Origin of the sequence: Tenacibaculum geojense (genome assembly GCF_042676005.1) — a bacterium.
In the GTDB taxonomy this organism is placed as follows: Bacteria; Bacteroidota; Bacteroidia; order Flavobacteriales; family Flavobacteriaceae; genus Polaribacter; species Polaribacter geojense.
The window spans coordinates 1-3,017 of sequence record NZ_JBHTJR010000070.1 but is presented as its reverse complement, the minus strand read 5'-3'; the positions used below and the strand labels follow the sequence as shown (position 1 = coordinate 3,017).

Here is a 3,017-nt window from a genome sequence, read left to right as displayed (position 1 = left end):
AATGGGCTTAACTTCTCTGTTCGGAATGGTAAGAGGTGAGCCCCATTGCAATAATCACCTTAAATTGTTGCAGCATATCTCAGCTGTATAGGTTAACATATGGTAAAATAATATTGTTTTCATCAAGTAAAGAGTTTGCTTCCCCTCACTAGGAGGGGAAGATCGTACATAAGCCTATGGGTTATTAGTACTACTTGGCTACATACATTACTGCACTTACACCTATAGCCTATCAACGTTGTCATCTTCAACGACCCTTTAAAGAAATCTCATCTTGTGGTGGGTTTCGCGCTTATATGCTTTCAGCGCTTATCCCTTCCGAACGTAGCTACTCTGCAGTGCCCCTGGCGAGACAACAGATACACTAGAGGTTCGTCCAACTCGGTCCTCTCGTACTAAAGTCAGATCCACTCAAATTTCTAACGCCCACAGCAGATAGAGACCGAACTGTCTCACGACGTTCTGAACCCAGCTCGCGTGCCACTTTAATGGGCGAACAGCCCAACCCTTGGGACCTTCTCCAGCCCCAGGATGTGACGAGCCGACATCGAGGTGCCAAACCCCCCCGTCGATGTGAGCTCTTGGGGGAGATCAGCCTGTTATCCCCGGAGTACCTTTTATCCTTTGAGCGATGGCCCTTCCATGCGGAACCACCGGATCACTATGCTCTACTTTCGTACCTGATCGACCTGTATGTCTCTCAGTCAAGCTCCCTTATGCCATTGCACTCTACGCACGGTTACCAAGCGTGCTGAGGGAACCTTTAGAAGCCTCCGTTACTCTTTTGGAGGCGACCACCCCAGTCAAACTACCCACCACGCACTGTTCTCATCACTGAGTTAGGCTCTAGATAAGCAAAGGGTGGTATTTCAAGGACGACTCCACAACGCCTAGCGACGCCGCTTCAAAGTCTCCCACCTATCCTACACATTACTTATCCAAAGTCAATACGAAGCTATAGTAAAGGTTCACGGGGTCTTTTCGTCCCGCTGCGGGTAATCGGCATCTTCACCGATACTACAATTTCACCGAGCTCATGGCTGAGACAGTATCCAGATCGTTGCACCATTCGTGCAGGTCGGAACTTACCCGACAAGGAATTTCGCTACCTTAGGACCGTTATAGTTACGGCCGCCGTTTACTGGGGCTTCATTTGATTGCTTCGCCGAAGCTAACAACTCCACTTAACCTTCCAGCACCGGGCAGGTGTCAGGCCTTATACATCATCTTTCAATTTAGCAAAGCCCTGTGTTTTTGATAAACAGTCGCCTGGATCTTTTCACTGCGGCCCATCCGAAAATGGGCGACCTTTCTCCCGAAGTTACAGGTCTATTTTGCCTAGTTCCTTAGCCATGAATCTCTCGAGCACCTTAGAATTCTCATCCCAACTACCTGTGTCGGTTTACGGTACGGGCTGCTTCACTCGCTTTTCTTGGAACCTCTTACTTGCTTTCGCTTCGACCGAAGTCTAAGCTCAGCGTACATTTCCGTCAGTACGCAAGCACCTGGGAGATCCGTCACTTTTAGTGTGAGCAGGTACAGGAATATTAACCTGTTGTCCATCGACTACCCCTTTCGGGTTCGCCTTAGGCCCCGACTAACCCTCAGCTGATTAGCATCGCTGAGGAAACCTTAGTCTTTCGGTGAGGGGGTTTCTCGCCCCCTTTATCGTTACTTATGCCTACATTTTCTTTTCTAATCGTTCCAGCAAACCTCACAGTTCACCTTCAACACAATTAGAATGCTCCCCTACCACTTTATAAGTCCATAGCTTCGGTAGTATACTTATGCCCGATTATTATCCATGCAGAACCGCTCGACTAGTGAGCTGTTACGCACTCTTTAAATGAATGGCTGCTTCCAAGCCAACATCCTAGCTGTCTAAGCAGTTCCACCTCGTTTATTCAACTTAGCATACATTTGGGGACCTTAGCTGATGGTCTGGGTTCTTTCCCTCTCGGACATGGACCTTAGCACCCATGCCCTCACTGCTGAGAAACATTTTATAGCATTCGGAGTTTGTCAGGAATTGGTAGGCGGTGAAGCCCCCGCATCCAATCAGTAGCTCTACCTCTATAAAACTTTTACTCAACGCTGCACCTAAATGCATTTCGGGGAGTACGAGCTATTTCCGAGTTTGATTGGCCTTTCACCCCTACCCACAGGTCATCCAAAGACTTTTCAACGTCAACTGGTTCGGTCCTCCACTGTGTGTTACCACAGCTTCAACCTGCCCATGGGTAGATCACTCGGTTTCGCGTCTACTACTACTAACTATAACGCCCTATTCAGACTCGCTTTCGCTGCGGCTCCAGACCTTAAATCTTTAACCTTGCTAGCAACAGTAACTCGTAGGCTCATTATGCAAAAGGCACGCCGTCACATCGTACGATGCTTCGACCGCTTGTAGGCGTACGGTTTCAGGTTCTCTTTCACTCCCTTACTTAGGGTTCTTTTCACCTTTCCCTCACGGTACTAGTTCACTATCGGTCTTTCAGGAGTATTTAGCCTTAGCGGATGGTCCCGCCAGATTCATACAGGATTACACGTGTCCCGCACTACTCAGGGTACTGCTATATCATCTTCGATTACCTATACGAGACTATCACTCTCTGCGGTGTGTCTTTCCAAACACTTCTAGTTCTCTAAGATTCTAATGTCGCAGCCCTACAACCCCAATATTGCCGTAACAATATTGGTTTGGGCTAATCCGATTTCGCTCGCCACTACTCTCGGAATCACTATTGTTTTCTCTTCCTCCGGGTACTTAGATGTTTCAGTTCTCCGGGTTTGCCTCCTTACGGATACTATACCTTCAGTATAGTGGGTTGCCCCATTCGGATATTTACGGATCATAAAATATGTGCTTCTCCCCGTAACTTTTCGCAGCTTATCACGTCCTTCATCGCCTCTGAAAGCCTAGGCATCCTCCATACGCCCTTATTTAGCTTATTGTACTTTTTGCTGTAGATATTATCTACAACGAGCTCTTTATAATTCTTTATAAAAATATTTTG

At 47.4% G+C, this 3,017-nt stretch carries 1 rRNA gene; it reads right to left on the bottom strand.

Annotated elements, in window-relative coordinates:
• Positions 1-164: 164 nt before the first annotated feature.
• A 23S ribosomal RNA gene (locus tag ACFQ1U_RS13700) occupies positions 165-2,955 on the bottom strand.
• Positions 2,956-3,017: the final 62 nt, after the last annotated feature.